The sequence below is a fragment of the Allocatelliglobosispora scoriae genome, assembly GCF_014204945.1.
GTDB classification, from domain to species: Bacteria; Actinomycetota; Actinomycetes; order Mycobacteriales; family Micromonosporaceae; genus Allocatelliglobosispora; species Allocatelliglobosispora scoriae.
The window spans coordinates 3,023,541-3,050,143 of the sequence record NZ_JACHMN010000002.1; the positions used below are offsets into that span (position 1 = coordinate 3,023,541).

Here is a 26,603-nt window from a genome sequence, read left to right on the forward strand (position 1 = left end):
TACCAAATCGGGGGACGTGGGTTACCAGCAGCGCTAACGCTCAGGCCCTGTACTGCGGGGACACCAGTTCGCCGAGACGTTCGACACCCGCGTCGGCGGCGGTGAGAACCACCACTCCGTCCTCCAGCAGGCCGATCGAGTGCTCGACGTGAGCGGCGAAAGAGCCGTCGACGGTCACGACCGTCCACCCGTCGCTCAGCTCGGTGGTACGCGGGGACGACATCGTGATCATCGGCTCGATGGCGAAGCACATGCCGGGCACGATGAAGGGTCCCCGGCCGGGGCGGCCGTAGTTGAGGATGTGCGGGTCCTGGTGCATCTCCGTGCCGATGCCGTGCCCGCCGTAGCCCTCGACGATGCCGTAACGCCTGCGGACACCCTGGGCCCGGGAGAAGACGTGACTGCGCCCCTCGCGGACCGAATTCTGCACGGCGTAGGAGATGTCGGTGAGCCGGCCGCGCTTGGAGAGCACGCCGCGGGCGGCGGCCGCGATCCCGGCCCACATGCTGTCCTCGGCGACCTCGGCCATCCGGAGCAGCTCCGGGCGGGTCTCCCCCACGCCGACGGTGATCGCCGAGTCGCCGTGCCAGCCGTCGAGGATGGCGCCGCAGTCGATGGAGAGCAGGTCGCCCTCGCTCACCACCTGCTCGTGGCTGGGGATGCCGTGCACGACCTGCTCGTTGACCGAGGCGCAGATCGAGGCCGGGAAGCCGTGGTAGCCCTTGAAGGACGGGATGGCCCCGGCGGCCCGAATCACCTTCTCGGCGATGGCGTCCAGCTCGCCGGTGCTGATCCCGGGCACCACCGCTTCGCGGCAGGCGGCCAGGGCGTCGGCCACGACGAGCCCGGCAGCGCGCATCTTGGCGATCTGCTCGGGGGTTTTGATCTGAATGACGTCCTGATGGCGCATTTATCGAGCCTAGCCGCCGTAGGAGCGCAGGGCGTCTATTGCGCGGACGGTCACATCCTCGACCGGGCCCGTCGCGTCGATCCCCACGAGCTTGCCCTGCGCGCCGTAGTAGTCGACGAGCGGAGCGGTGTCGCGGGCGTACACCCGCAGCCGCTCCGCGATCGTCTCGGCCTTGTCGTCGTCGCGCTGGTAGAGCTCACCCTGGCAGCGGTCGCAGATGCCCTCGTGCGCGGGCGCGTCGAACTCGACGTGCCAGATCTTCTTGCAGCCGTGGCAGGTCCGCCGGCCCGAGAGCCGGCGGATCACCTCGTCATGCTCGACGATCAGCTCAAGCACCAGGTCGAGACCGTTGTCGGCGTCGGTGAGCATCTTGTCGAGGGCGACCGCCTGCGGCACCGTCCGCGGGAACCCGTCGAGCAGGAACCCATCGGCGGCATCCGACTCGGCGAGTCGCCCACGAACCATGTTGATCGTGACTTCGTCGGGCACGAGGCCGCCCGCGTCCATGTAGCGCTTGGCCTCGAGCCCGAGCTCCGTCTTCTGAGTGACGTTCGCGCGGAAGATGTCGCCGGTCGAGATCTTCGGCACGGACAAGTGGGACGCGATGAACTCAGCTTGCGTCCCCTTGCCCGCGCCCGGCGGGCCGACCAGCACCAATCTCATCGCAGGAAGCCCTCATAGTTCCGCTGCATCAACTGACTCTCGATCTGCTTGACCGTCTCGAGACCGACACCGACCATGATCAGCACCGCCGTACCACCGAACGGGAAGTTCTGGTACTGCTTGCTGTCGAGCCAGATGAAGAAGAAGTTCGGCAGCACCGCGATGGCCGCGAGGTAGAACGCTCCCGGCAGCGTGATGCGGCTGAGGATGAAGTCGAGGTAATCGGCGGTCGGCTTGCCCGGGCGGATGCCCGGCACGAACCCGCCGTACTTCTTCATGTTGTCGGCGACCTCGGTCGGGTTGAACGAGATCGAGACGTAGAAGTAGGTGAAGAAGATGACCAGCAGCGCGTAGAGCGCGATGTAGACCCAGCTCGTCGCGTTGACGAGGTGGTCCTGGACCCAGAGGTAGACGGGTCCCGGCTGGGTCGCGTCATCCGGCTTGAAGAACTGGACGGCGAGCTGCGGCAGGTAGAGCAGCGACGAGGCGAAGATGACCGGGATGACACCGGCCTGGTTCACCTTGAGCGGGATGTAGGTCGACGTGCCGCCGTACATCCGGCGACCGACCATCCGCTTCGCGTACTGCACCGGGATGCGGCGCTGTGCCTGCTCGATGTAGACGACCAGCGCGATGATCAGCAGGACCAGCGCGATGATGCCCGTCAGCCAGTACCAGCCCTGGCTGCCCTTGCTCTGCTTGAGCTGCCACGCCTCGCTGGGGAGCCGGGCGGCGATCGAGGTGAAGATCAGGACCGACATGCCGTTGCCGACGCCGCGGTCGGTGATGAGCTCACCGAGCCACATGATGACGCCCGTGCCGGCGGTCATGGTGATCACGAGGACCGCCATGGTGAGCCAGGAGGGGATCGCCGTCTGCGGGATGATCGGGAAGGAGTCACAGGCAGGCCCGAAGAGCGTGCCGGACTTCGCCAGGGCGATGAAGGCCGAGGACTGCAGAACCGCGAGACCCAGGGTCAGGTAGCGGGTGTACTGCGTGATCTTCGCCTGGCCGGCCTGACCCTCTTTGCGCAGCGCTTCGAGTCGCGGAATGACGACCGTAAGCAGCTGCAGAATGATCGACGCGGTGATGTACGGCATGATGCCGAGCGCGAAGACCGAGAGTGAGAGCAGCGCACCACCTGAGAACAAGTTCAGGAGGCTGAAGATGCCGGTACCACCTGTGCTGTCGATCGCCTTCAAGCACTGCTGAACGTTGCCGTAGGAAACACCGGGGCTCGGCAGGGTTGCACCGAGGCGGTAGAGGGCGACGATAGCCAGCGTGAAGAAGATCTTCTTGCGCAGGTCAGGCGTTTTGAACGCACTGAAGAACGCGGAGAGCAACTCTTTCCTCCTGCGCGACACGGCCACTAGGGGGTAGTGGCGGGGGGGCACGACGGTATCAGCCACGAGGGATTGCGTAGCTGGGTTCGAACACTAACAGGCTCGACTCAGGTTGGTCAGGGGTGGCCGCAAATTACTTTCGGCCGATATTGCCAGCGACGCCGGTTGCCAGCCCCGTGAAGAGCAGACAACCGGCGTCGTAATGCTGAATCCGCCTTACAGCTCGGTGGCCGAGCCGCCGGCAGCCGCGATCTTCTCTTTAGCGGACGCGCTGAACGCGTTCGCCGAGATCTGCAGCTTCACGCCGCCGAGGTCGCCCGTGCCGAGGACCTTGACCGGGTGGCCCTTGCGGACCGCACCGGCCTCGACCAGCTCGTCCACGCCGACCTGGCCGCCCTTGGGGAAGAGCTCCGCCAGGCGGTCCAGGTTGACGACCTGGAAGACGACCTTGAACTTGTTCTTGAAGCCCTTCAGCTTCGGCAGGCGCATGTGGAGGGGCATCTGCCCGCCCTCGAACGCAGCCGAGACCTGGTAACGGGCCTTGGTGCCCTTGGTACCGCGACCAGCGGTCTTGCCCTTGGAGCCCTCACCACGACCGACGCGCATCTTGGTGGTCTTGGCTCCGGGTGCCGGACGAAGGTGGTGGACCTTGATCGTCATTAGTCGACCTCCTCGACCTTCACGAGGTGGTTGACCGCGAAGATCATTCCCCGAATCTCGGGACGGTCTTCCTTCACCACCACGTCGTTGATCCGCTTCAGGCCGAGCGAACGCAGCGAGTGCCGCTGGTTCTGCTTGGCGCCGATCTCGGACTTGAGCTGGGTGACCTTCAAACGTGCCATCACGCACCCGCCCCGGCTGCCCGGGCCGCCAGCAGCGCCGGCGGCGCCACGTCCTCGACGGGGAGGCCACGACGGGCCGCCACCGCTTCGGGCGACTCAAGCATCTTCAGCGCCGCCACAGTGGCGTGCACGATGTTGATCGGGTTCGAGGAGCCGAGGCTCTTCGACAGGATGTCGTGCACGCCCGCGCACTCCAGCACGGCACGCACCGGGCCACCGGCGATGACACCCGTACCGGCGCTGGCCGGCTTGAGCAGGACGACGCCTGCCGCAGCCTCGCCGAGCACCGGGTGCGGGATCGTCTTGTTGATCCGCGGCACGTTGAAGAAGTGCTTCTTGGCCTCCTCGACACCCTTGGCGATCGCCGCGGGCACCTCCTTGGCCTTGCCGTAGCCGATGCCGACGTTGCCGTCGCCATCGCCCACCACGACGAGCGCGGTGAAGCTGAAGCGACGACCGCCCTTGACGACCTTGGCGACACGGTTGATCGTGACGACCCGCTCGATGTGCGGGGTCTTCTCTACCGGTGCGCGGTCACGACCGCCGTCACGACGGTTGTCGCGGCCACGACGCTGCTGGTCGCCGCCCTCGCTGCTGTTGCTGCTGTTGTTACCGGACCCGGAGCCCCGGCGCTGTGGACCTGGCATAGCTTGTCCACTCCTTCCTAGAACTCGAGTCCGGCTTCGCGCGCGGCGTCGGCGAGGGACGCAACGCGACCCGCGTACCGGTTTCCACCGCGGTCGAAGACGACCTTGCTGATACCTGCGGACTTCGCACGCTCGGCGAGCAGTGCACCGACCTTGCCGGCCAGGGCGCGCTTGTCACCCTCGACGGTCCGGATCGAAGCGTCCAGCGACGAGGCCGAGACCAGGGTGTGACCCTTGGTGTCGTCCACGATCTGGGCCGTGATCTGCCGCAGGCTGCGAGTAACGACAAGGCGGGGGCGCTCGGCCGTACCGCTGACGTTCTTGCGGATGCGGAAGTGCCGGCGCGCCTTGCCAACGGCGCGCTTGTGTGCGACGCCGCCGCCGTTGCGGCGCTTGAGGAGCGTTGCGCTCACTTCTTACCTGCCTTTCCAGCCTTGCGGCGGATGACCTCGTCCGAGTACTTGACACCCTTGCCCTTGTAGGGCTCCGGCGGACGGATCTTCCGGATCTTCGCCGAGACCTCGCCGACGAGCTGCTTGTCGATACCGGCGACGTGGAAGAGGGTCGGACGCTCCACCGTGAAGGTGATGCCGTCCGGCGCCTGCACCAGGACCGGGTGCGAGAAGCCGAGGGCGAACTCGAGGTCCGATCCCTTGGCGGTCACGCGGTAACCGGTGCCGTTGATCTCCAGGCTCTTCTTGTAGCCCTCGGTGACGCCCACAACCATGTTGGCGACCAGGGTACGCGAAAGGCCGTGCAGCTCCTTGGCCTTGCGCTCGTCATTGGGGCGCGTGACCGTCAGCGTGCCGTCGTCGCCGCGTTCCACGGCGATCGGCTCGGCAAGCGTGTGCTCAAGCGTTCCCTTGGGGCCCTTGACCTTGATGGTCTGCCCGCTGATAGTGATCTCCACCCCGGCCGGGACCGGGATGATCTTACGTCCGATTCGCGACATTGCAGGCTCCTACCAGACGTAGGCGAGGACTTCCCCGCCTACCCCTCGCTTGCGGGCCTGCCGGTCAGTAAGCAGTCCCTGGGACGTCGAAATGATCGCCACACCGAGGCCGCCGAGCACCTTCGGCATCTCCGGCGCCTTGGCGTAAACCCGCAGGCCGGGCTTGGAAACGCGCCGGATGCCGGCGAGGCTCCGCTCACGGCTAGGGCCGTACTTCAGCTCGACGGTCAGGCTCTTGCCAACGGCGCCCTCTTCGGGCTCCTCGACCGCCCAGGTGGCGATGTAACCCTCGGTCTTGAGGACCTCGGCGATGTTCGCCTTGATCTTCGAGTAGGGCATCGTCACCCGGTCGTGGTACGCCTGGTTGGCGTTACGCAGACGCGTCAACATGTCTGCGATCGGGTCGGTCATCGTCATGGTTGTCTAACCTCTCTCGCCGCGGTTCCCGTGGCCGCTCGGACCGCGGGCCTGCGGCGAAGCAAATGTCTACCAGGAAGCCTTCGTGACACCCGGAAGCTCACCGCGGTGAGCCATTTCCCGGATGCACACGCGGCACAGCCCGAACTTGCGGTACACCGACTTCGGACGGCCGCACCGCTGGCAGCGGGTGTAGGCGCGCACGGCGAACTTCGGCTTCGCGGCCGCCTTGATGATCAGCGCCTTCTTGGCCATCTCAGTTCTCCTTGAACGGGAAGCCCAGGAGCTTCAGCAGCGCCCGGCCCTCGTTGTCGGTCGGCGCAGTCGTCACCAGGGTGATGTCCATGCCCCGAACGGAATCGATCTTGTCCTGATCGATCTCGTGGAAGACCGACTGCTCGGTGAGACCGAAGGTGTAGTTGCCGTGGCCGTCGAGCTTGCGGGCATCGAGTCCGCGGAAGTCACGGATACGCGGCAGCGCGATCGAGAGCAGCCGGTCCAGGAACTCCCACATCCGGTCGCCGCGAAGGGTGACCTTCACACCGATCGGCATGCCCTCACGCAGCTTGAACTGCGCGATGGACTTGGTCGCCCGACGGATCTGCGGCTTCTGGCCGGTGATGGCCGTGATGTCGCGGACGGCGCCGTCGATCTTCTTGGCATCCCGGGCAGCCTCGCCGACGCCCATGTTGACGACGATCTTCACCAGACCGGGCACCTGCATCGGGTTCGCGTAACCGAACTGCTCGCGCAGCTGGCCCACGATCTCGTTGCGGTACTTCTCCTTGAGACGCGGAAGCGTCTTCGTTTCGGTGGCCGTCGACATCACAGCTCCTTGCCGGTGCGGCGCGAGATGCGGACCTTGTTGCCGCTCTCGTCAACCTTGTAACCCACCCGGGTCGGCTTACCGTCTTCGAGGATCGCCACGTTGGAGACGTGAATCAACGCCTCCTGCGTCACGATGCCACCGCTCTTGGCACCCCGCTGGGTGGTACGGATCTTGGTGTGCTTCTTGATCCGGTTCACGCCTTCAACCAGGACTTTCTCCAGCTTCGGGTGGGCCGAAATGACCTTACCCTCGCGGCCTTTGTCCTTGCCGGCGATGACCCTGACCGTGTCGCCTTTTTTGATCTTCATGGTCACAGCACCTCCGGCGCAAGGCTGATGATCTTCATGAACCGCTTGTCCCGCAGCTCACGACCGACCGGGCCGAAAATACGGGTACCACGGGGGTCCCCGCCGTCCTTGATGATGACGGCTGCGTTCTCGTCAAAGCGGATGTACGAGCCGTCCGGACGCCGCCGCTCCTTGACCGTGCGCACGATGACCGCCTTGACGACATCGCCCTTCTTCACGCCGGCGCCGGGGATGGCGTCCTTTACGGTGGCCACGATGACGTCGCCGATGCTCGCGTAGCGCCGACCCGAGCCGCCGAGGACACGGATGCACAGAATTTCCCGGGCACCCGTGTTGTCGGCGACTCGCAGTCGCGACTCCTGCTGGATCACGTCAACTCCTGTATGTCTGCCGGTTCTCTTGCCTGTCGAAACGGGCAAGAGCCTGGCGGAACTCATGCCCCCACCGCAGAAGCGGGGAAGCTATTCCAATGAGCCTGGAGTGGCTCACAACCTTGCCGTACTCAGCCGCGCGAGCGCGACCGGGAGGAGGGCCCGGGTCAGACCCGGGCCCGACTCACTTGGCCTTCTCGAGGATCTCCACGACACGCCACCGCTTGGTGGCCGAGAGCGGACGGGTCTCCATCAGGAGCACCCGGTCGCCGATGCCGCAGGCATTCTGCTCGTCGTGCGCCTTGAGCTTGCTCTGGCGCCGAAGAACCTTGCCGTAGAGCGGGTGCTTGACCCGGTCCTCGACCGCCACGACGACGGTCTTGTCCATCTTGTCGCTGACGACCAGACCCTCGCGTACCTTACGCCGGTTCCGCTCGACCGCGTTCTCGTTGGTCTCGCTCATGTTACTGACCATCCTTGGTTAGCTCGCTGCGCTCGCTCACGCCGCCACCTCAGTAGGCGCGGCCGAGAGCCCAAGCTCGCGCTCGCGCATGACCGTGTAGATCCGAGCGATATCCCGCCGGACGACCGGCAGTCGACGGTTGTTGTCGAGCTGCCCGGTCGCACCCTGTACGCGGAGGTTGAACAGCTCCGCCTTGGCCTCACGCAACTTCGCGACCAGCTCCTCATCGGAGAGCTCACGCAGTTCGCCGGGCTTAACGCCTGCTGCCATCACATATCACCCACTTCGCGCTTCACGATGCGGCACTTCATCGGCAGCTTGTGAATCGCGCGGCGCATCGCTTCGCGCGCAACAACCTCGTTCGGGAAGGACATCTCGAAGAGCACCCGCCCCGGCTTCACGTTTGCGACCCACCACTCTGGCGAACCCTTACCGGAACCCATGCGGGTTTCGGCCGGCTTCTTGGTCAGGGCCTGGTCCGGGAAGACCGTGATCCAGACCTTGCCACCACGCTTGATGTGACGAGTCATCGCGATACGCGCCGACTCGATCTGACGGTTCGTGACATATGCCGGCTCGAGCGCCTGGATACCGAACTCGCCGAACGCCACCCGGTTGCCGCCCTTCGACGCGCCATGGCGGTCGGGGTGGTGCGGCTTGCGGAAGCCCTTCGGGGGCTTACGCGGCATCAGCATTGATCAGCCCTCCTGCTGCTCGACCGGCGCCGTCGCCTCAACGACGACGTCGGTGCTTTCCTTGGCGAACTCCGCGGCGGCCGCACGGCCTGCCTCGGTGCCACCGGCGGTGGTCCCGGTCGAACCAGAACGGCCACGACGCGGCCGCTCCGGCCGGTCAGCCCGATCACGACGGGGACGCTGCTGGCCCTGGTCTGCCAACGCCGGCGCGCCTGGAACGGCGTCACCCTTGTAGATCCAAACCTTCACACCGATGCGGCCGAAGGTCGTACGTGCCTCGAAGAAGCCGTAGTCGATGTTGGCCCGCAGCGTGTGCAGCGGAACACGACCCTCACGGTAGAACTCCGTGCGGCTCATCTCGGCGCCGCCGAGGCGACCCGAGACCTGCACCCGGATGCCCTTGACGGCCGGGTTCTTCATCGCCGACTGCATCGACTTGCGCATCGCCCGACGGAAGCTGACCCGGCTGGACAGCTGCTCGGCGACGCCCTGCGCCACGAGCTGCGAGTCCGACTCAGGGTTCTTCACCTCGAGGATGTTGAGCTGAATCTGCTTGCCGGTGAGCTTCTCGAGAACGTCGCGCAGGCGCTCGGCCTCCGCACCCTTGCGGCCGATGACGATGCCCGGCCGGGCGGTGTGGATGTCGACGCGTACCTTGTCGCGGGTCCGCTCGATCTCGACCTTGGAGATGCCGGCACGCTCGAGGCCCTTGGACATCATCTTGCGGATCTTGACATCCTCAGCGATGTAGTCCTTGTAGAGCTTGTCCGCGTACCAGCGGGACTTCCACTCGGTCGAGATGCCGAGCCGGAACCCGTGCGGGTGAACCTTCTGACCCATTACTCGGTCTCCTCCTGCTCGGCAGCCTCGGCCTTGACCGCGGCGGCCTTCTTGGGCGTGGCCTTAGCGGCGGCGGCCTTCTTAGCGGAAGGACGCACCGCCGGCGCTACTGCCTCCACCTCGATGGTGATGTGGCAGGTGCGCTTGCGGATCCGGTAGGCCCGGCCCTGCGCGCGCGGCCGGAACCGCTTCATCGTCGGGCCCTCGTCGACGTAGGCAGCGCTGACGAGCAGCGCGTCCGGGTCGAGTCGCTCGTTGTTCTCGGCGTTCGCGATCGCGCTCGCCAGAACCTTGTAGACCTGCTCGCTCGCTGCTTGCGGCGCGAACTGCAGCACCGTCAGCGCCTCCTTCGCGGGCAGACCGCGGACGAGGTTCACCACACGGCGCGCCTTCATCGGCGCGATGCGCACGTGTCGCGCAACCGCCCGCGCGCCCGGCGCTGCCGGAGCGTCGCTCTTAGTTGGCATCGTGTTTCCCCTTGATCCTTATACGGTCCGCCGTCAGCGACGGCGACTCTTCCGGTCGTCCTTCTCGTGACCCTTGAACGTGCGGGTGAGGGCGAACTCGCCGAGCTTGTGCCCGACCATCGCCTCCGACACGAAGACGGGGACGTGCTTACGTCCGTCGTGCACCGCGATCGTGTGCCCGAGCATCTCGGGAATGATCGTGGAGCGCCGCGACCAGGTCTTGATGACGTTCTTGGAACCCTTGTCGTTCTGAACTTCCACCTTCTTGAGCAGGTGGTCGTCGATGAACGGGCCCTTCTTGAGGCTGCGAGGCATCTGCTATCTCCCTTAGCCGCGCTTGCGGGTTGCGTAGCGGCGGCGGACGATCATCTTGTCGCTCGCCTGGCCCTTCTTACGGGTACGGCCCTCGGGCTTACCCTTCGGGTTGACGGGGTGACGTCCACCGGACGTCTTACCCTCACCACCACCGTGCGGGTGGTCGACCGGGTTCATCGCGACACCGCGGACGGAGGGGCGCTTGCCCTTCCAGCGCATGCGACCGGCCTTGCCCCAGTTGATGTTGGACTGCTCGGCGTTGCCGATCTCGCCAACGGTCGCGCGGCAGCGGACGTCGACCTTGCGGATTTCGCCCGACGGCATACGCAGCGTGGCGTAGTCGTCCTCGCGGCCCAGGAGCTGGATGCCGACACCGGCAGCCCGCGCCATCTTCGCGCCACCGCCGGGACGAAGCTCCACGTTGTGGACCGTCGTACCGACCGGGATGTTGCGAAGCGGCAGGTTGTTGCCGGGCTTGATGTCCGCACCCGGACCCGACTCGACGCGGTCGCCCTGCTTCAGGTCCTTCGGCGCGAGGATGTAGCGCTTCTCGCCGTCGACGTAGTGCAGCAGCGCGATGCGCGCGGTGCGGTTCGGGTCGTACTCGATGTGCGCGACCTTGGCCGGCACGCCGTCCTTGTCGTTGCGCTTGAAGTCGATCAGACGGTACTGACGCTTGTGACCGCCGCCCTGGTGGCGAGTGGTGATCCGGCCGTGGACGTTACGTCCGCCCTTCTTCGGCAGCGGAACGACCAGCGACTTCTCCGGCGTCGACCGGGTGACCTCAGCGAAGTCGGCCACGCTGGAGCCACGACGGCCCGGCGTCGTCGGCTTGTATTTACGGATAGCCATTGTCTATACCCCTCAGCCTACCGGGCCGCCGAAGGCCTCGATGCGGTCGCCATCGGCGAGCTTCACCATCGCGCGCTTCGTTGCCTTACGCTGGCCCCAGCCGGTACGGGTGCGCTTACGCTTGCCCTCGCGGTTGAGCGTGTTCACCGTGAGCACCCGAACGTTGAAGATCTGCTGGATAGCGATCTTGATTTCGGTCTTGTTCGCGTCCGGGTGCACGAGGAACGTGTACCAGTTGCGGTTGAGTTCGCCGTAGCTCTTCTCGGAGACGACCGGGGCGACGATGACGTCACGCGGGTCGGCGACAGTCGTCACTTCGTTCCCTCCTCGGCGGGCACACCCAGGAACTCCTCGAGCGCGTCCTTGGTGAAGACCACGTAGTCCGCAACGAGCACGTCGTACGTGTTGAGCTGGCCGGCCTCGATCAGGTGAACCGTCGGCACGTTGCGCAGGCTCACCCAGTTGAGGTCGTCACCGGTGGACAGGACGACGAGCGCCTTGGTCACCTCGACGCCGAGCGTCTTCAGCGTGGTGAGCGCGGCCTTCGTCGACGGCTTGCCGTCCACGAGGAAGCTCTCGACCACGTGAATCCGGTTCTCGCGGGCCCGGTCGGAGAGGGCACCGCGCAGGGCGGCCGCCTTCATCTTCTTGGGGGTCCGCTGGGAGTAGTCGCGCGGGACGGGCCCGTGCACGACGCCACCACCGGTGAACTGCGGAGCGCGGATCGAGCCCTGACGGGCGCGGCCGGTCCCCTTCTGCTTGTACGGCTTCTTGCCGCCACCCGCGACCTCGCCGCGGGACTTGGCCTTGTGCGTACCCTGGCGGGCCGCGGCGAGCTGTGCCACGACGACCTGGTGCATGAGCGGGATGTTGGCCTGAACGTCGAAGATCTCCGCGGGCAGCTCGACAGAGCCGGCCTTGGTGCCCTCGATGCTGATCACGTCAACGGTGGTCACTTGACGCCACCCTTCTTCACCTGCGTCTTGGCAGCGGTGCGAACCAGCACCAGCGCACCCTTGGGGCCGGGGATGGCGCCCTTGACGAGCAGCAGGTTGTTCTCGATGTCGATCGCCTGGATCGTGAGGCCCTGCTGGGTGTAGCGAACGCCACCCATCCGGCCCGCCATGCGAACGCCCTTGAAGACGCGACCGGGGGTCGCGCAGGCGCCGATGGAACCGGGCGAACGGTGCTTGCGCTCGACACCGTGGCTGGCCTTGAGACCGTGGAAGCCGTGCCGCTTCATAACACCGGCGTAGCCCTTGCCCTTGGTCTTGCCTGTCACGTCGACGGTCTGACCGGCCGCGAAAGTCTCGACCGTCAGTTCCTGGCCGAGCTCGTAAGCGTCGGCGTCGATCGTACGCAGTTCGACGATGTGGCGACGGGGCGAGACGCCCGCCTTGGCGAAGTGGCCGCTGCGCGGCTTGTTCGCCTTGCGGGGGTCGATGGCGCCGTACGCCAGCTGGATCGCCGTGTAACCGTCCTTGGCAGCCGTGCGGACCTGAGTCACGACGTTGGGGCTGACTTCGACGACCGTCACCGGTACGACCTTGTTGTTGTCCCAGACCTGGGTCATGCCGAGCTTGGCGCCCAGGAGGCCCTTAACTTGCCTGTCCATGAGTGTCCGGTCCCTACAGCTTGATCTCGATGTCGACACCGGCCGGCAGGTCGAGTCGCATGAGCGAGTCCACCGTCTTGGGGGTCGGGTCGATGATGTCGATCAGACGCTTGTGCGTGCGCATCTCGAAGTGCTCGCGCGAGTCCTTGTACTTGTGCGGCGAGCGGATCACGCAGAAGCGATTGATCTCCGTTGGCAGCGGCACCGGGCCTGCGACCTGAGCGCCCGTACGAGTCACCGTCTCAACGATCTTGCGAGCCGAAGAGTCGACGACCTCGTGGTCGTAGGCCTTGAGCCGGATGCGGATCTTTTGTCCCGCCATGGTGGCTTCTGTTTCCTTCTCTCGTTGTGACCCTCGCCGGGTGTTCCGTGGCCGGCATATTCGCCGACACCGGCCGTCTGTGGCCCTGCCCTATTAAGTGGTCTGAGCTGGCCATTCCGGTCCCGGCCGGCATGGTCCTTCCGACCCCCGCGGTCGGGCGTGTCGCGCGGCGGGCCACACTACTTCCTTGTCGGAAGTGTTTGAACCGCCGGACATCACGTCCGAACTGCGGAGGTTGGGCGACCGTGAGGCTAACACCCAGTGGTGGTGGCCTCATGGCGCCCTACGCGCCGGCGGCCTATCACCACCCCCGTGGGGGCAGCCGTAGCCGACCATGCGCAACGCAACCTATTCATTATGCCGTACCAGGTGCGGCAATGTGAAATCGGGGTGGTCGTTCTCATAGCGAAGGGCACCCCGCCTGGGCGGGGTGCCCTTCACCGTACTACTTGAGGATCTTGACGACCCGGCCGGCGCCGACGGTGCGGCCACCCTCACGGATCGCGAACCGGAGACCTTCCTCCATGGCGATCGGCTGGATCAGCGCGACCGTCATCTCGGTGTTGTCGCCCGGCATGACCATCTCGGTGCCCTCAGCCAGCGTGACAACGCCGGTGACGTCCGTGGTCCGGAAGTAGAACTGCGGGCGGTAGTTCTGGAAGAACGGCGTGTGACGGCCGCCCTCCTCCTTCGAGAGGATGTAGACCGTCGCCTCGAAGTCCGTGTGCGGGGTGTTCGAGCCGGGCTTCACGACACACATGCCGCGCTCGACGTCCTCGCGCTTGGTGCCACGAAGCAGCAGGCCGACGTTCTCTCCGGCGCGCGCGTCCTCGAGGGTCTTGCGGAACATCTCGATCGCGGTGACCTTCGTCTTGAAGGACTTCTCCTTGATGCCGACGACCTCGACGTCTTCGTTCGGCAGGAGAATTCCACGCTCGACACGGCCGGTGACGACCGTTCCACGACCGGTGATCGTGAAGACGTCCTCGACGGGCATGAGGAACGGCTTCTCGGTCTCGCGCTCCGGCTGCGGGATCGACTCGTCGACGGCGGTCATGAGGCCGAGAAGGGCCTCGGACCACTTCTCGTCGCCCTCGAGCGCCTTGAGCGCCGACACGCGGACGACCGGCAGGTCGTCGCCCGGGAACTCGTAGGTGCTGAGCAGCTCGCGGACCTCGAGCTCGACGAGCTCCAGGAGCTCCTCGTCCTCCACCATGTCGCTCTTGTTCAGCGCGACGACGATGTAGGGAACGCCGACCTGGCGGGCCAGGAGCACGTGCTCCTTGGTCTGCGGCATCGGGCCGTCGGTCGCCGCGACCACGAGGATCGCGCCGTCCATCTGAGCGGCACCGGTGATCATGTTCTTGATGTAGTCGGCGTGACCGGGGCAGTCGACGTGCGCGTAGTGCCGCGACTCGGTCTGGTACTCGACGTGAGCGATCGAGATTGTGATACCGCGAGCCTTCTCCTCCGGCGCCTTGTCGATCTCATCGAAAGGCGTGTAGGGGTTCAGGTTCGGGAACTTGTCGTGCAGGACCTTAGTGATGGCCGCCGTCAGCGTCGTCTTACCGTGGTCAATGTGACCAATGGTGCCGATGTTGACGTGCGGCTTAGTCCGCTCGAACTTCGCCTTCGCCACTGGTTGTCCTCCTGTGGACTCTTGGTTCGTACGCCCGGCGGCGCCATCGGATGGCGCGTGGGACTTCTTCCGGCCTGGCTGGCCGGCGCTTTTTTCCTTGCCCGCGAGGGCAGGCCACCCCGGCACGAGCCGGGGCGGCCTCGGGGCGATTACTCGCCCGTCGCCTTCGCGATGATCTCCTTCGCCACGTTGGCCGGAACCTCCGCGTAGGAGTCGAACATCATGCTGTAGCTCGCCCGGCCCTGGGTCTTCGACCGCAGGTCGCCGACGTAGCCGAACATCTCCGACAGCGGCACCAGGGCCCGGACGAGGCGGGCTCCGCCGCGCTCCTCCATCGCCTGGATGATGCCGCGACGGGAGTTGAGGTCGCCGATGACGTCACCCATGTTCTCCTCAGGAGTGGTGACCTCAACAGCCATCATCGGCTCGAGGATCGCGGGGTCCGCCTTGCGAGCGGCCTCCTTGAACGCCATCGAACCGGCGATCTTGAACGCCATTTCGGACGAGTCGACCTCGTGGAACTTGCCGTCCAGCAGGATCAGCTTGACGCCGACCATCGGGTAGCCGGCGAGCACGCCGTACTGCATCGCGTCCTGGGCACCGGCGTCGATCGAAGGGATGAACTCCTTCGGGATGCGGCCGCCCTTGACGTCGTTGACGAACTCGTAGGTCGCCTCGGCGTTGAGCGGCAGCGGCTCCAGTCCGATGAGCACCGACGCGTACTGGCCCGAACCACCGGTCTGCTTCTTGTGCGTGTACTCGACCTTGTCCACCGCGCGGCGGATGGTCTCGCGGTACGCGACCTGCGGCTTGCCGACGTTGGCCTCGACGAAGAACTCGCGCTTCATCCGGTCGACCAGGATCTCCAGGTGGAGCTCGCCCATGCCGGAGATGACCGTCTGGCCCGTCTCCTCGTCCTGGCGGACCCGGAACGTCGGGTCCTCCTCGGCGAGCTTCTGGATCGCCGTACCCAGCTTCTCCTGGTCCGACTTGGTCTTCGGCTCGATCGCGACCGAGATGACCGGCTCCGGGAACGTCATCGACTCCAGGATGACCGGCGCAGCCGGGTCGCAGAGCGTGTCACCGGTGGTGGTCTGCTTGAGACCCTGCACCGCGATGATGTCGCCGGCGTGCGCCGAGGGGCGCTCCTCACGCTTGTTGGCGTGCATCTGGTAGATCTTGCCGATCCGCTCCTTGCGGTCCTTGGTGGAGTTGACCACCTGAGAACCGGACTCGAGCGTGCCGGAGTAGATGCGCACGTAGGTCAGCTTGCCGAGGTGCTTGTCCGTCTGGATCTTGAACGCGAGGCCCGAGAACGGCTCCTTGATGTCGGGGTGCCGGACAGCCGGGGTCTCCCCGTCCATCAGTGTGCCGTCGATGGCCGGCACGTCCAGCGGCGACGGCAGGAAGTCGACGACCGCGTCGAGCATCGGCTGAACGCCCTTGTTCTTGAAGGCGGAGCCGCAGACGACGGGGTTGTACTTGCCGGCGATGGTCGCCGTGCGGATCGAAGCCTTGAGCTCCTCGACCGTGAACTCGCCGCCCTCGAGGTAGCGCTCCATGATCGCGTCGTCAGCCTCGGCGATCGTCTCGAGCAGCTTCACCCGGTACTCCGCGGCCTGCTCGGCCAGCTCGGCGGGGATCTCCTCGACGGCGTAGTCCTCGCCCTTCTGGGTCTCGCCGCGCCAGGTCAGCGCGCGCATGCCCACCAGGTCGACGACGCCGATGTGGTCGCCCTCGAGCCCGATCGGGATCTGCAGCACCAGCGGCGTCGCGTTGAGGCGGGTGACCATCATGTCGACGCAGCGGAAGAAGTCCGCGCCGGTGCGGTCGAGCTTGTTGACGAAACACATGCGGGGCACGTTGTACTTGTCGGCCTGGCGCCAGACGTTCTCCGTCTGCGGCTCCACGCCCGCGACACCGTCGTAGACCGCGACAGCACCGTCGAGGACGCGCAGCGAGCGCTCCACCTCGACCGTGAAGTCGACGTGGCCCGGGGTGTCGATGATCTGGATGACGTGGCCCTTCCACTCACAGGTGGTGGCGGCAGAAGTGATCGTGATGCCACGCTCCTGCTCCTGCTCCATCCAGTCCATGACGGCAGCGCCCTCGTGGACCTCACCGATCTTGTGGGTGATGCCGGTGTAAAAGAGGATTCGCTCGGTCGTGGTCGTCTTCCCGGCATCGATGTGCGCCATGATGCCGATGTTGCGGACCTTGGCGAGCGCGTCTACGACGGCCACTTCGAGTTCCCTTCGGATGTGAGGCCGTAAGGCCTCGGAAGTCAAGGTCGCGGGGCCAGACCGGTTGGCCCGGCCCCGCGGAGAATTACCAGCGGTAGTGCGCGAAGGCCTTGTTGCTCTCGGCCATCTTGTGCGTGTCCTCGCGACGCTTCACAGCGGCACCGAGGCCGTTGCTCGCGTCGAGCAGCTCGTTCATGAGGCGCTCGACCATGGTCTTCTCACGACGGGCGCGCGAGTACTGAACCAGCCAGCGCAGACCCAGGGTGGTCTGGCGCGGCGTGCGCACCTCGACCGGCACCTGGTAGGTCGCGCCACCAACGCGGCGGCTGCGGACCTCGAGGGTCGGCTTGACGTTGTCCATCGCGCGCTTCAGCGTGACGACCGGGTCGGTGCCGGTCTTCTCACGGCAGCCCTCGAGGGCGCCGTAGACGATGCTCTCGGCGAGCTGGCGCTTGCCGGCCATCAGGATCTTGTTGACCAGCTGGGTGACCAGCGGGGAGTTGTAGACCGGGTCCGCGAGCAGCGGACGGCGGGGAGCTGGGCCTTTACGTGGCATTACTTCTTACCGTCCTTTACCAGCTTCGCGCCGTAACGGCTGCGCGCCTGCTTGCGGTTGCGGACGCCCTGGGTGTCCAGCGAACCACGGATGATCTTGTAACGCACACCCGGCAGGTCCTTCACACGACCGCCACGCACGAGCACGATCGAGTGCTCCTGCAGGTTGTGGCCGACACCGGGGATGTAAGCGGTGACCTCGATCTGGCTGCTCAGCTTCACGCGAGCGACCTTGCGGAGAGCCGAGTTCGGCTTCTTCGGAGTCGTCGTGTAGACGCGGGTGCAGACACCGCGGCGCTGAGGACTGCCCTTGAGTGCAGGCGTCTTGGTCTTGCTCGTCTTCGCCTGCCGGCCCTTGCGGACCAGCTGCTGAATGGTAGGCACTGGGTCTCGACGCTCCTATTTCATCTCCGCTAATAACCCTCGCGGGTTACGACGTATAAATTCGGCCGGGAGCCGCATGCTGCGACGATTCCGACCCCCGCGGTCGGGCGTGTCGCCCGGTTCGCGGGCCCAGGCGCGCGATTTCTCGCTCGCCGGGGTTGTCTTGTGCTCGCGCTGCGCGGCCCCAGTCATCGACCACCGGCCACCAGGACCGACTCGACGCATGCACGAGGGCCCAGGCATGCCCGGGCACGAGGGAAAAGACTACCTATCGAAGGCGCAGAGGTCAAAACGGGGGCCCGGAGGCGGATCCGCCTGACTCTGCACAATCTCTATGGGCTGTTCAGGACAACAGTCTACCCGGTCGATCCGGGCGGCTCACACGGGATTGGCCCTCGTGACCGTTCTCACTGCGTGGGAATTGCGAACGAGAGCAGCACGGCGCCCACCCCGGCGACGAGCGTGAAGAGCAGCCCGATCGAGGCGCAGATGAGACCGGCGGTCGCCAGTCCCCTGCCCGTCAGCCCGGCGGCGCGGCGCACCTGCCGCCGGCCCAGCACGCCGAGCACGATGCCGCCGATGCCGAGCAGGCCGGACAGGACGGCGAACGCCCCGCCCGCCCACGCGCCCCAGCCCGCCGAGCTCCCCGCCAGACCCAGGCAGGCGACGGCGAAACTGACCAGGATCGAGGCGATGCCGACGAGCAGCGAGCCCACCGCCATGCCGGACGGGACCGGCGTCGAGCTCGGGATCGCGACACCGAACTGCGACCCCGGCACGGGCTCCACCCGGGCCGGCGGCGCGTAGGCGACCGGTGGCGGGTAATACGGCGGCGGCGGGCCGGGCGTTTGCGTCACGCCTGGCACTCTAATATGGCGCCGCCTCCGGCGCCGCCGCCAGCTCTAGTTGATCGACGGCGGGAAGTCGTGCGCGGGTGCCGAGCCCATCCGGACCAGACCGATCACGACCGCGGTGACGATGGCCGCCGCGGCGAGGCCGAGGCCCACCCAGGCCAGCCGCTCCCCCGCCACGACCAGTCGGCCGCCCTGCCGCCAGCCCGCGCCCTCGCTCAGCTCCCGCCGCGCCTGCGCGCCGAGCACGAGAGCCACCGTGGCGGGCACCAGGCCACCGATGGTCACCCCGGTGACCACGGCCAGGACGCCCAGCCAGAAGGTGGCGGAGGCCTTGCTGTCGCGTACCGGATCGGGATCTTCGGGATGCCGCATGCCCCCTTAACGCGCGAGCGACCCCCGGGTTGTCCCGGGGGTCGCTCAGGTCACGCTCTTTCGACTGGTACGCCTACCGGTAGGCGCCGAAGTCGAAGTCGTCCAGCGGCACCGCGAGCCCGCTGGCCGGACCGAATCCGTAGTCCGTCTCGCCGTAGGCGGCGGTCATCGAGTAGACCTTCGCCTTCGCCTCCTCGGTCGGCTCCACCCGGATGTTGCGGTACTTGCTGATGCCGGTACCCGCCGGGATGAGCTTGCCGATGATGACGTTCTCCTTGAGACCGATGAGGCTGTCGCTCCGGGCGTTGATCGCCGCATCCGTGAGGACTCGGGTCGTCTCCTGGAAGGAGGCGGCCGAGAGCCACGACTCGGTGGCGAGCGACGCCTTCGTGATGCCCATCAGCACCGGACGACCGGCCGCGGGCTCGCCGCCCTCGGCGACGATGCGGCGGTTCTCCGACTCGAACTGCGCCCGGTCGACCAGGAGGCCCGGCAGGAACTCCGTGGCGCCCGAGTCGATGATCGTCACGCGCTTGAGCATCTGGCGAATGATGATCTCGATGTGCTTGTCGTGGATCATTACACCCTGCGACCGGTAGACGTCCTGGACCTCCTGCGTGAGGTGGACCTGGACGGCACGCGGGCCGAGCACGCGCAGCAGCTCGTGCGGGTCGATGGTGCCCTCGGTCAGCTTCTCGCCGACCTCGACGTGGGCACCGTCGTGCGCCCGGAGGCGGACGCGCTTGGAGATCTTGTCGTGGACGATCTCTTCGCTGCCGTCGTCCGGCACGATGATGATCTTCCGCGAACGCTCCGCGTCCTCGATCCGGATGCGTCCCGGGGTCTCCGCGATCGGCGCCTTGCCCTTGGGCACGCGCGCCTCGAAGATCTCCTGGACACGAGGCAGACCCTGCGTGATGTCCTCACCGGCGACACCGCCGGTGTGGAACGTCCGCATCGTCAGCTGCGTACCGGGCTCACCGATCGACTGGGCGGCGATGATGCCGACCGCCTCGCCGACGTCCACCGTCTTGCCGGTCGGCAGCGAGCGGCCGTAGCACGCCGCGCAGACGCCCAGCTTCGACTCGCAGGTGAGGACCGACCGCACCCGAACCGTCTCGACGCCGGCCTTGACCAGCGCGTCGACGATGATCGAGTTGAGGTCGGTGCCCCGGGCCGCGACGAGCTTGCCGGAGGGGTCCGAGTGGTCGTCGGCGAGGGTACGCGCGTGCGCACCCGACTCCGCGAACTCGTGCACCGTGAAGCCGCCGCCCTCGGCGGGGTCACCGATCCGGGTCGGGATCGCGCGGTCGGTGCCGCAGTCCTCCTCGCGGATGATGACGTCCTGCGAGACGTCGACCAGACGACGGGTCAGGTAACCCGAGTCGGCGGTACGCAGAGCGGTGTCGGCCAGACCCTTACGGGCACCGTGGGTCGAGATGAAGTACTCCAGCACCGACAGGCCCTCGCGGAACGAGGCCTTGATCGGACGCGGGATGATCTCGCCCTTGGGGTTGGCCACCAGACCGCGGATGGCGGAGATCTGGCGGAGCTGGAGCAGGTTGCCTCGGGCGCCGGAGTGGATCATGACCCACAGCGGGTTCTCCTGCGGCAGCGCCGTCTCCATCTCCTTGGCGACCTCGTTGGTCGCCTTGGTCCAGATCTCGATGAGCTCGCCGCGACGCTCCTCGGCGGTCATCAGACCACGCTGGTACTGCTTGTCGATCCGCTCGGCGTCCTTCTCGTACCGCTCAAGAATCATCTTCTTGCTCGGCGGCTGGACGACGTCCTCGATACCGATCGTCACACCGGACCAGGTGGCCCAGTGGAAACCGGCCTCCTTGAGCGCGTCGAGCGTCGCCGCGAGGGCGACCTTCGAGAAGCGCTCCGCGAGGTCGTTGACGATCGCCGAGAGCTGACCCTTGCGGATCTCGTAGTTGACGAAGCGGTAACCCGGCGGGAGGGTCTCGTTGAAGAGGACCCGGCCCAGGGTGGTGTCCACGATCAGCGGCTGACCGGGCTCCCAGCCCTCGGGCGCCTCCCACGCCGGCTGGCCGGCGCCGTTGTCGACACCGATCAGTCCGGGCATCCGGATGCGCACCGGCGACTGCAGGTGCAGCTCGCCGTTGTCGAGCGCCATCTGAGCCTCGGCGTCGCTGCTGAAGATCCGACCCTCGCCCGGCTTGCCGGGGCGACGGTGGGTCATGAAGTAGAGGCCGATCACCATGTCCTGGGTGGGCATGGTGACGGGCTTGCCGTCAGCGGGCTTGAGGATGTTGTTGCTGGAGAGCATGAGGATCCGGGCCTCGGCCTGAGCCTCGGCCGACAGCGGCACGTGCACCGCCATCTGGTCGCCGTCGAAGTCCGCGTTGAACGCGGTGCAGACGAGCGGGTGGATCTGGATCGCCTTGCCCTCGACCAGCTGGGGCTCGAAGGCCTGGATGCCGAGGCGGTGCAGGGTGGGCGCGCGGTTGAGCAGCACGGGGTGCTCGGTGATGACCTCTTCCAGCACGTCCCACACGACCGGGCGCTGGCGCTCGACCATCCGCTTGGCGGACTTGATGTTCTGTGCGTGGTTGAGGTCGACCAGGCGCTTCATCACGAAGGGCTTGAAGAGCTCGAGCGCCATCTGCTTCGGCAGGCCGCACTGGTGCAGCTTGAGCCGCGGACCGACGACGATGACCGAACGGCCGGAGTAGTCGACGCGCTTGCCGAGCAGGTTCTGGCGGAACCGGCCCTGCTTGCCCTTGAGCATGTCCGACAGCGACTTCAGCGGCCGGTTGCCCGGACCGGTGACCGGACGACCACGACGACCGTTGTCGAAGAGGGCGTCGACGGCCTCCTGCAGCATCCGCTTCTCGTTGTTGACGATGATCTCGGGGGCACCGAGGTCGATCAGACGCTTGAGGCGGTTGTTGCGGTTGATGACCCGGCGGTAGAGGTCGTTCAGGTCGGAGGTGGCGAACCGGCCACCGTCGAGCTGCACCATCGGCCGCAGGTCCGGCGGGATCACCGGTACGCAGTCCAGCACCATGCCGAGCGGCGAGTTGCTGGTGTTGAGGAACGCGGCGACGACCTTGAGACGCTTGAGGGCACGGATCTTGCGCTGACCCTTTCCGGAGCGGATCGTCTCGCGAAGATCCTCGGCCTCGGCGGTCAGGTCCATGTTCTCGATCAGGGCCTTGATCGCCTCGGCACCCATGCCGCCGGTGAAGTACTCGCCGAAGCGGTCGCGCAGCTCGCGGTAGAGCAGCTCATCGGTGACGAGCTGCTTGGGCTCCAGCTTGCGGAAGGTGTCGAGCACCTCGTCGAGGCGGTCGATCTCACGCTGCGCCTTGTCGCGGATCTGGCGCATCTCGCGCTCGCCAGACTCCTTGACCTTGCGGCGGACATCGGCCTTGGCGCCCTCGGTCTCCAGCTCCGCGAGGTCGGACTCGAGCTTGGCGGCCCGCTTCTCGATCTCGGCGTCACGCGCGTTCTCCGCCTGGCGCTTCTCGGCGAAGATCTCGTTCTCGATCGTCGAGATGTCGCGGTGCCGCGCCTCGACGTCGACGCTCGTCACCACGTAGGACGCGAAGTAGATGATCTTTTCGAGATCCTTGGGTGCCAGGTCCAGCAGGTAGCCCAACCGGCTCGGCACACCCTTGAAGTACCAGATGTGCGTGACGGCGGCCGCCAGCTCGATGTGGCCCATCCGCTCGCGGCGCACCTTGGAGCGCGTGACCTCTACGCCACAGCGCTCACAGACGATGCCTTTGAATCGGACGCGCTTGTACTTGCCGCAGTAGCACTCCCAGTCCCGCTGCGGACCGAAGATCTTCTCGCAGAACAGCCCATCCTTTTCAGGCTTGAGCGTCCGGTAGTTAATAGTCTCAGGCTTCTTGACCTCACCGTGCGACCACCGCCGAATGTCCTCAGCAGCCGCCAGCCCAATCCGAAGCTCGTCAAAGTAATTAACGTCGAGCACTTTATTTCCCTCGCCCTAGGTCTTACATCGCGACTGGCTGAGTTGGCAGGGTCCGGGGAGCGGGTCGATGAGACCTGCCCCCCGAACCCACTACCTAGACCTCATCGACGCTGATAACGCCCTCGTTAGGCCGCCGGGACAGGTCGATCCCCAGCTCTTCCGCAGCCCGGAACACCTCGTCGTCCGTCTCGCGCATCTCCAGCGCCACGCCGTCCGAGGAGAGAACCTCCACGTTCAGGCAGAGCGACTGGAGCTCCTTGAGCAGAACCTTGAAGGACTCCGGGATACCCGGCTCCGGGATGTTCTCGCCCTTGACGATCGCCTCGTAGACCTTCACGCGGCCGAGCACGTCATCGGACTTGATGGTGAGCAGCTCCTGCAGTGCGTAAGCCGCACCGTAGGCCTGCATCGCCCAGCACTCCATCTCACCGAAGCGCTGACCACCGAACTGCGCCTTACCACCCAGCGGCTGCTGCGTGATCATCGAGTACGGACCGGTCGACCGAGCGTGGATCTTGTCGTCGACCAGGTGGTTCAGCTTCAGGATGTAGATGTAGCCGACGGCGATCGGGTCCGGCAGCGGCTCGCCGCTGCGGCCGTCGAAGAGCCGTGCCTTGCCGGTGCCGTCGACGAGCTGCTGACCGTCGCGGTTGGGCAGCGTGGAGGCGAGAAGACCGGTGATCTCCTCTTCCCTGGCGCCGTCGAAGACGGGCGTCGCCACGTTGCTGTCGGCCGGCTGCTCGTGAGCGTCGATGGCGCGCAGCGCCTTCTTCCACTCCTCCTGGCCGCCGTCGACCTTCCAGCCACGCTTGGCGACCCACCCGAGGTGGGTCTCCAGGACCTGGCCGATGTTCATTCGCGACGGCACACCGAGCGGGTTCAGCACGATGTCGACCGGGGTCCCGTCCTCCAGGAACGGCATGTCCTCGACCGGCAGGATCTTGGAGATGACGCCCTTGTTGCCGTGACGACCGGCGAGCTTGTCACCGTCCTGGATCTTGCGCTTCTGCGCCACGTAGACGCGGACCAGCTCGTTGACGCCCGGAGGCAGCTCGTCGCCGTCCTCGCGGGAGAAGGTGCGAACGCCGATGACCGTGCCGGTCTCGCCGTGCGGCACCTTCAGCGAGGTGTCACGAACCTCGCGCGCCTTCTCACCGAAGATCGCGCGGAGCAGCCGCTCCTCCGGGGTCAGCTCGGTCTCGCCCTTGGGCGTGACCTTGCCGACCAGGATGTCGCCCGGGACGACCTCGGCACCGATCCGGATGATCCCGCGCTCGTCGAGGTCGGCGAGCATCTCCTCGCTGACGTTCGGGATGTCGCGAGTGATCTCTTCCGGGCCGAGCTTGGTGTCACGGGCGTCGACCTCGTGCTCCTCGATGTGAATCGAGGTGAGGACGTCCTCCTGCACGAGGCGCTGCGACAGGATGATCGCGTCCTCGTAGTTGTGGCCTTCCCACGTCATGAACGCGACCAGCAGGTTGCGTCCCAGCGCCATCTCGCCCTCGTCGGTGCACGGACCATCGGCGATGACCTGGCCGGCCTCGACGCGGTCGTTCTCGAAGACGATGGGCTTCTGGTTGACGCAGGAGCCCGAGTTTGAACGCCGGAATTTGTGGAGAAGATAGGTCCGCCGGTGGCCGTCGTCCTGGTGCACGGTGATGTAGTCCGCGCAGAGATCCTCGACGACACCGCCGACCTCGGCGACGACCACGTCACCGGCGTCGACCGCGGCACGGTACTCCATGCCCGTGCCGACGAGCGGCGACTCGGCCTTGACCAGCGGCACCGCCTGGCGCTGCATGTTAGCGCCCATCAGTGCCCGGTTGGCGTCGTCGTGCTCAAGGAAGGGGATCATGGCGGTCGCGACCGACACCATCTGGCGCGGCGAGACATCCATGTAGTCGACGGCGGACGGAGTCACGTAGTCGACCTCACCGCCCTTGCGGCGCACGAGCACGCGCTCGTTGGCGAACTTGCCGTCGGTCATGAGCGGCTCATTCGCCTGAGCGATGATGTGCCGGTCCTCCTCGTCCGCGGTCAGGTAGTCGGCCTGGTCGGTGACCCGACCGTCGACGACCTTGCGGTAGGGGGTCTCGATGAAACCGAACGGGTTGACCCGAGCGAACGTCGAGAGAGCACCGATCAGACCGATGTTCGGGCCTTCAGGAGTCTCGATCGGGCACATCCGGCCGTAGTGGGACGGGTGCACGTCGCGGACCTCGAAGCCGGCGCGCTCACGAGACAGACCACCCGGGCCGAGCGCCGACAGACGGCGACGGTGGGTCAGACCCGCGAGCGGGTTGGTCTGGTCCATGAACTGCGACAGCTGGGAGGTACCGAAGAACTCCTTGATCGCCGCGACGACCGGGCGGATGTTGATCAGGGTCTGCGGCGTGATCGCCTCGACGTCCTGGGTCGTCATCCGCTCACGAACGACGCGCTCCATGCGGGAGAGACCCACCCGAACCTGGTTCTGGATGAGCTCGCCGACGGTGCGCAGTCGCCGATTGCCGAAGTGGTCGATGTCGTCCGCCTCGTAGCCCTCTTCACCGAGGTGAAGGCGGCAGAGGTACTCCACGGTGGCGAGGATGTCGTCCTCGGTGAGCGTGCCCGTGGTGATCGGGACCTGTACTTCCAACTTCTTGTTGAACTTGTACCGGCCGACCTTCGCCACGTCGTACCTCTTCGGGTTGAAGAAGAGGTTGTCGAGCAGCGTCTGGGCATTCTCACGCGTCGGCGGCTCGCCAGGGCGGAGCTTGCGGTAGATGTCTAGCAGCGCCTCGTCCTGACCCGCGATGTGGTCCTTCTCGAGGGTCGTCATCAGCAGCTCGGACCAGCCGAACCGCTCGCGGATCTGGTCGTTGGTCCAACCGATCGCCTTGAGCAGGACGGTGACGGCCTGCCGGCGCTTGCGGTCGATCCGGACGCCGACGGTGTCCCGCTTGTCGATGTCGAACTCGAGCCAGGCACCCCGGCTCGGGATGACCTTCACGCTGGAGAGGTCGCGGTCCGAGGTCTTGTCGGGGGTCTTGTCGAAATAGACACCCGGGGACCGGACCAGCTGGGAGACGACGATGCGCTCCGTGCCGTTGATGATGAAGGTGCCCTTCGGCGTCATCATCGGGAAGTCACCCATGAACACCGTCTGGCTCTTGATCTCGCCGGTGTTGTTGTTGGTGAACTCCGCCGTCACGAAGAGCGGCGCACAGTAGGTGAGGTCCTTCTCCTTGCACTCCTCGATGGAGGCCTTGACCTCTTCGAAGCGCGGGTTGGAGAAGGATAGAGACATGGTTCCGGAGAAGTCCTCGATCGGACTGATCTCATCGAGAATCTCTGCGAGGCCCGAGCGGGCATGCTGGTCAGATGCCGAGCGGATCTGGAATCCCTCGTTGCCAACCAGCCAGTCAAACGACTCGGTCTGGATGGCCAGCAGGTTTGGAACCTCGAGGTGTTCGGTGATCCTGCCGAAGGAGATCCGGCGGGGAGCGAAAGCGCTCGACGTACGACTGGTCTTCGCAGGGCGGGAAGTTGCCAAGATACGTCCTTCCGAGGACCGGTAGTGCAACGGCCGTAATGCGTGCACTCCAAGAACCCCTGGTCCGGATGGCCACATGGACATTCCAGGCAGGGGGAGGATAAAGGGCAGCGCAAACTAGCAGTGTAGCCACGAAGGCGACCGCTGTAAAGTCGCCACGGCAGGCTCCGCCAGAACGTGTCAAGCGACACGTCCTAGAACCA

At 66.1% G+C, this 26,603-nt stretch carries 32 protein-coding genes; all 32 read right to left on the reverse strand.

Annotated elements, in window-relative coordinates:
- Nucleotides 1-40 precede the first annotated feature (40 nt).
- The 32 genes from map to rpoB all read right to left on the reverse strand — a co-directional run bounded on the left by map (nucleotide 41) and on the right by rpoB (nucleotide 26,400).
- The gene (gene map / locus F4553_RS19240; RefSeq protein WP_184837952.1) at nucleotides 41-910 is read right to left on the reverse strand and encodes a type I methionyl aminopeptidase; all 870 of its coding nucleotides are present in this window, start codon (nucleotides 908-910) and stop codon (nucleotides 41-43) included.
- 9 nt (nucleotides 911-919) lie between these two features.
- On the reverse strand, nucleotides 920-1,573 hold the full coding sequence (locus tag F4553_RS19245; RefSeq protein ID WP_184837954.1) for an adenylate kinase: 654 nt from the start codon (nucleotides 1,571-1,573) through the stop codon (nucleotides 920-922).
- Nucleotides 1,570-2,916, reverse strand: coding sequence for a preprotein translocase subunit SecY (gene secY / locus F4553_RS19250; protein ID WP_184837956.1), 1,347 nt, complete (start codon nucleotides 2,914-2,916; stop codon nucleotides 1,570-1,572). Before secY ends, F4553_RS19245 begins: the two co-directional genes overlap by 4 nt.
- Nucleotides 2,917-3,132: 216 nt before the next feature.
- Nucleotides 3,133-3,576, reverse strand: coding sequence for a 50S ribosomal protein L15 (gene rplO, locus F4553_RS19255; RefSeq protein WP_184837959.1), 444 nt, complete (start codon nucleotides 3,574-3,576; stop codon nucleotides 3,133-3,135).
- A complete protein-coding gene (gene rpmD / locus F4553_RS19260; protein ID WP_184837961.1) occupies nucleotides 3,576-3,758 on the reverse strand; it encodes a 50S ribosomal protein L30 in 183 nt (60 codons plus the stop codon). The genes rplO and rpmD overlap by 1 nt, the downstream gene beginning before the upstream one ends.
- Nucleotides 3,758-4,405 carry a 30S ribosomal protein S5 gene (rpsE, locus tag F4553_RS19265; RefSeq protein WP_184837964.1) on the reverse strand — a complete coding sequence of 216 codons (648 nt, stop codon included), beginning with the start codon at nucleotides 4,403-4,405 and terminating at the stop codon, nucleotides 3,758-3,760. The genes rpmD and rpsE overlap by 1 nt, the downstream gene beginning before the upstream one ends.
- Before the next feature lie 17 nt (nucleotides 4,406-4,422).
- Entirely contained in the window at nucleotides 4,423-4,818 is a 396-nt protein-coding gene (rplR, locus tag F4553_RS19270) for a 50S ribosomal protein L18 (RefSeq protein ID WP_184837966.1), read from the reverse strand.
- Nucleotides 4,815-5,357, reverse strand: a complete 543-nt coding sequence (gene rplF, locus F4553_RS19275) for a 50S ribosomal protein L6 (protein ID WP_184837967.1) — start codon at nucleotides 5,355-5,357, stop codon at nucleotides 4,815-4,817. Before rplF ends, rplR begins: the two co-directional genes overlap by 4 nt.
- Nucleotides 5,358-5,366: 9 nt before the next feature.
- A complete protein-coding gene (gene rpsH / locus F4553_RS19280; RefSeq protein WP_184837969.1) occupies nucleotides 5,367-5,774 on the reverse strand; it encodes a 30S ribosomal protein S8 in 408 nt (135 codons plus the stop codon).
- Nucleotides 5,775-5,843: 69 nt separating this feature from the next.
- On the reverse strand, nucleotides 5,844-6,029 hold the full coding sequence (locus tag F4553_RS19285; protein WP_184837971.1) for a type Z 30S ribosomal protein S14: 186 nt from the start codon (nucleotides 6,027-6,029) through the stop codon (nucleotides 5,844-5,846).
- Between the two features lies 1 nt (nucleotide 6,030).
- Entirely contained in the window at nucleotides 6,031-6,600 is a 570-nt protein-coding gene (gene rplE / locus F4553_RS19290; RefSeq protein ID WP_184837973.1) for a 50S ribosomal protein L5, read from the reverse strand.
- Nucleotides 6,600-6,917: a 50S ribosomal protein L24 gene (rplX, locus tag F4553_RS19295; RefSeq protein ID WP_184837975.1), complete on the reverse strand. Its 318-nt coding sequence runs from the start codon at nucleotides 6,915-6,917 to the stop codon at nucleotides 6,600-6,602. The genes rplE and rplX overlap by 1 nt, the downstream gene beginning before the upstream one ends.
- On the reverse strand, nucleotides 6,914-7,282 hold the full coding sequence (gene rplN, locus F4553_RS19300) for a 50S ribosomal protein L14 (RefSeq protein ID WP_117226249.1): 369 nt from the start codon (nucleotides 7,280-7,282) through the stop codon (nucleotides 6,914-6,916). Before rplN ends, rplX begins: the two co-directional genes overlap by 4 nt.
- A gap of 184 nt (nucleotides 7,283-7,466) precedes the next feature.
- Nucleotides 7,467-7,745 (reverse strand): 30S ribosomal protein S17, encoded by a 279-nt coding sequence (gene rpsQ, locus F4553_RS19305; protein ID WP_184837977.1) that lies wholly within the window; start codon nucleotides 7,743-7,745, stop codon nucleotides 7,467-7,469.
- Between the two features lie 36 nt (nucleotides 7,746-7,781).
- On the reverse strand, nucleotides 7,782-8,015 hold the full coding sequence (gene rpmC / locus F4553_RS19310) for a 50S ribosomal protein L29 (protein WP_184837979.1): 234 nt from the start codon (nucleotides 8,013-8,015) through the stop codon (nucleotides 7,782-7,784).
- Entirely contained in the window at nucleotides 8,015-8,440 is a 426-nt protein-coding gene (gene rplP, locus F4553_RS19315) for a 50S ribosomal protein L16 (RefSeq protein ID WP_184837981.1), read from the reverse strand. Before rplP ends, rpmC begins: the two co-directional genes overlap by 1 nt.
- Before the next feature lie 3 nt (nucleotides 8,441-8,443).
- On the reverse strand, nucleotides 8,444-9,280 hold the full coding sequence (rpsC, locus tag F4553_RS19320) for a 30S ribosomal protein S3 (protein WP_184837983.1): 837 nt from the start codon (nucleotides 9,278-9,280) through the stop codon (nucleotides 8,444-8,446).
- Entirely contained in the window at nucleotides 9,280-9,747 is a 468-nt protein-coding gene (gene rplV, locus F4553_RS19325) for a 50S ribosomal protein L22 (protein WP_184837986.1), read from the reverse strand. The genes rpsC and rplV overlap by 1 nt, the downstream gene beginning before the upstream one ends.
- 33 nt (nucleotides 9,748-9,780) lie before the next feature.
- The gene (rpsS, locus tag F4553_RS19330) at nucleotides 9,781-10,062 is read right to left on the reverse strand and encodes a 30S ribosomal protein S19 (RefSeq protein WP_184837989.1); all 282 of its coding nucleotides are present in this window, start codon (nucleotides 10,060-10,062) and stop codon (nucleotides 9,781-9,783) included.
- A gap of 12 nt (nucleotides 10,063-10,074) precedes the next feature.
- A complete protein-coding gene (gene rplB, locus F4553_RS19335; protein ID WP_184837991.1) occupies nucleotides 10,075-10,914 on the reverse strand; it encodes a 50S ribosomal protein L2 in 840 nt (279 codons plus the stop codon).
- Nucleotides 10,915-10,926: 12 nt separating this feature from the next.
- On the reverse strand, nucleotides 10,927-11,229 hold the full coding sequence (rplW, locus tag F4553_RS19340) for a 50S ribosomal protein L23 (RefSeq protein ID WP_184837993.1): 303 nt from the start codon (nucleotides 11,227-11,229) through the stop codon (nucleotides 10,927-10,929).
- Nucleotides 11,226-11,870: a 50S ribosomal protein L4 gene (rplD, locus tag F4553_RS19345; RefSeq protein ID WP_184837995.1), complete on the reverse strand. Its 645-nt coding sequence runs from the start codon at nucleotides 11,868-11,870 to the stop codon at nucleotides 11,226-11,228. The genes rplW and rplD overlap by 4 nt, the downstream gene beginning before the upstream one ends.
- On the reverse strand, nucleotides 11,867-12,529 hold the full coding sequence (rplC, locus tag F4553_RS19350; RefSeq protein ID WP_184837997.1) for a 50S ribosomal protein L3: 663 nt from the start codon (nucleotides 12,527-12,529) through the stop codon (nucleotides 11,867-11,869). The genes rplD and rplC overlap by 4 nt, the downstream gene beginning before the upstream one ends.
- Before the next feature lie 13 nt (nucleotides 12,530-12,542).
- Nucleotides 12,543-12,851, reverse strand: coding sequence for a 30S ribosomal protein S10 (gene rpsJ, locus F4553_RS19355; RefSeq protein ID WP_007073037.1), 309 nt, complete (start codon nucleotides 12,849-12,851; stop codon nucleotides 12,543-12,545).
- A 445-nt stretch (nucleotides 12,852-13,296) separates the two neighbouring features.
- Nucleotides 13,297-14,490, reverse strand: a complete 1,194-nt coding sequence (gene tuf / locus F4553_RS19360) for an elongation factor Tu (protein ID WP_184837999.1) — start codon at nucleotides 14,488-14,490, stop codon at nucleotides 13,297-13,299.
- A gap of 149 nt (nucleotides 14,491-14,639) precedes the next feature.
- Nucleotides 14,640-16,733, reverse strand: coding sequence for an elongation factor G (fusA, locus tag F4553_RS19365; protein ID WP_184838001.1), 2,094 nt, complete (start codon nucleotides 16,731-16,733; stop codon nucleotides 14,640-14,642).
- A gap of 85 nt (nucleotides 16,734-16,818) precedes the next feature.
- The gene (gene rpsG / locus F4553_RS19370; RefSeq protein WP_184838004.1) at nucleotides 16,819-17,289 is read right to left on the reverse strand and encodes a 30S ribosomal protein S7; all 471 of its coding nucleotides are present in this window, start codon (nucleotides 17,287-17,289) and stop codon (nucleotides 16,819-16,821) included.
- On the reverse strand, nucleotides 17,289-17,672 hold the full coding sequence (gene rpsL / locus F4553_RS19375; protein ID WP_027342506.1) for a 30S ribosomal protein S12: 384 nt from the start codon (nucleotides 17,670-17,672) through the stop codon (nucleotides 17,289-17,291). The genes rpsG and rpsL overlap by 1 nt, the downstream gene beginning before the upstream one ends.
- 407 nt (nucleotides 17,673-18,079) lie before the next feature.
- Complete coding sequence (locus F4553_RS19380; RefSeq protein WP_312875262.1) at nucleotides 18,080-18,529, reverse strand: hypothetical protein; 450 nt, start codon at nucleotides 18,527-18,529, stop codon at nucleotides 18,080-18,082.
- A 45-nt stretch (nucleotides 18,530-18,574) separates the two neighbouring features.
- Nucleotides 18,575-18,898 carry a hypothetical protein gene (locus F4553_RS19385; protein WP_184838006.1) on the reverse strand — a complete coding sequence of 108 codons (324 nt, stop codon included), beginning with the start codon at nucleotides 18,896-18,898 and terminating at the stop codon, nucleotides 18,575-18,577.
- Nucleotides 18,899-18,971: 73 nt separating this feature from the next.
- The gene (locus F4553_RS19390; RefSeq protein WP_184838008.1) at nucleotides 18,972-22,865 is read right to left on the reverse strand and encodes a DNA-directed RNA polymerase subunit beta'; all 3,894 of its coding nucleotides are present in this window, start codon (nucleotides 22,863-22,865) and stop codon (nucleotides 18,972-18,974) included.
- A gap of 94 nt (nucleotides 22,866-22,959) precedes the next feature.
- The gene (gene rpoB, locus F4553_RS19395; RefSeq protein WP_184838010.1) at nucleotides 22,960-26,400 is read right to left on the reverse strand and encodes a DNA-directed RNA polymerase subunit beta; all 3,441 of its coding nucleotides are present in this window, start codon (nucleotides 26,398-26,400) and stop codon (nucleotides 22,960-22,962) included.
- Between the last annotated feature and the right edge of the window lie 203 nt (nucleotides 26,401-26,603).